Raw genomic sequence first — 1,573 nt, 5'->3', positions numbered from 1 at the left:
AGATCTGGAAGCGGTCACCGAAAGTCCAGGAACTGCTGCACGGGCTAGGGACCGGCACAATCGCCGCCACCCACGAGGGCTTGGACACCCGGCCCGGTCGGGCGGCTGAACATCTGCGGAATGTGATGGCCCACCACGGCCTACTGCCACCTCGAGATCGGTGGCTACCACGTTTCGAACAGTGGATCGACGTCAAGCTCATCGATCTACCTGCTGAGGTCGCCAGGCCCGCTCGCCACTTCGCGACGTGGCACCATCTGCGGCGGATTCGCGCGATCGCCGACGCCGGCGGCGATACCCAACCGTCCGTGCGATCGGCCAAACAAGAGATCACCGAAACCGTCAAATTCCTGAGCTGGTTGTGGTCCACCTACGGTCGCACTATCGAGACTTGCACACAGCGCGATGTCGACCAATGGATCGCAACTGGACCTACGACGCGGTACACCATCCGAACGTTCCTGGTCGTGTGCAAACGAGACAGGCTCAACGCCACCGTGCAGCTCGGCCACCGGGCTCCGAAGACGTCGCCATCGCTGACCCAAGAGCAGAGGATCGCCTGGATCAGGGAACTACTTACCGGCGAGAGTGAGACGCTCCCCTACCGGGTCGCCGGCGTCCTGATTCTGCTGTACGCGCAGCCACTGAAAAGCATCGTCCGACTGCAGACATCATCGATCGTCGACGGCAATCCGATGGCGATCACCTTCGGCAAGCACCCCGTCGATGTACCCGAACCGTTCGCGCAACTCGTCCGTGACCTGCTCGCCCACCGCACGAACCTACGCACCAGCGGACACGGAAACCCCTGGCTGTATCCCGGCACCCACGCCGGAGACCACCTTCATCCAGACACGATCATGCACCGCCTGCGCCTGATCGGCATGAGCAACCTCGGTGCCCGCAACAGTGCACTCGACGACCTCGTCCTTGAGTGCCCTCCCCAATCGTCGCCGACGCTCTGGGCTACAGCCACCAGGTCGCGTTCATTCACGCCGAGCGTTCCGGTGAGACATGGGCACGCTATGCGGGCCGACGAATCCGCTGACCGGTAGGAGTCCGCCCGCATCCGAGTTCGAGGCCCGCGCGTTCGTGTTCGTCACGCTCACTAATGGCGCTCACGTCAGGAGTGCCGGTCAGGCGGCCGAGCGATGCTGCTGCGGCCACTGTCGATGCAGGTCGTCGATGACAAACGTGTGGGTGTGGACATACCCTGCCGACGTCGCCGCTGCGTCGCGAACGTGGTCGAGGTCGGTGAGGTCGGCCGGGTGCACGTGCTCAAGGGTCACCGGCTCACGCGCGGGCCAGAACCACACTGCTGCACACGCACCAGCCCCGGCCAATCCCGCCAGGACCATCCACGTCACCGAGTAGCCGGCCACAGTCGCGCCCCACCCGGCGATCGGATACGCAAGGAGCCAGCACGCGTGCGACAGGGAAAACTGCGCGGCGAACACCGCGGGCCGGTCCTGCGGTGCGCTCGAGCGGCGCAGTACATTGCCCGTCGGCGTCAAGATCGCCCCGCTACCAGCACCGATGACCGCCCACAACACCAGCAGTACCGGCCAATGCT

Annotated in this window: 2 protein-coding genes; one reads left to right on the top strand and one right to left on the bottom strand. The window is 64.8% G+C overall.

All coding sequences use genetic code 11. From position 1 onward, the window contains the following. Positions 1–1,055: site-specific integrase (locus GH2_RS21830; RefSeq protein WP_244885453.1), on the top strand; the 1,055-nt coding region annotated here is incomplete at its 5' end. Positions 1,056–1,136: 81 nt separating this feature from the next. Here the strand turns inward: GH2_RS21830 and GH2_RS21070 are convergent. Beyond that, on the bottom strand, positions 1,137–1,573 hold a 437-nt coding region (locus tag GH2_RS21070), incomplete at its 5' end, for an MFS transporter (RefSeq protein WP_157086196.1).

It is taken from the genome of Gordonia hydrophobica NBRC 16057, from assembly GCF_001592365.1.
Classification (GTDB): Bacteria; Actinomycetota; Actinomycetes; order Mycobacteriales; family Mycobacteriaceae; genus Gordonia; species Gordonia hydrophobica.
This window is presented reverse-complemented; position numbering and strand designations above follow the sequence as displayed.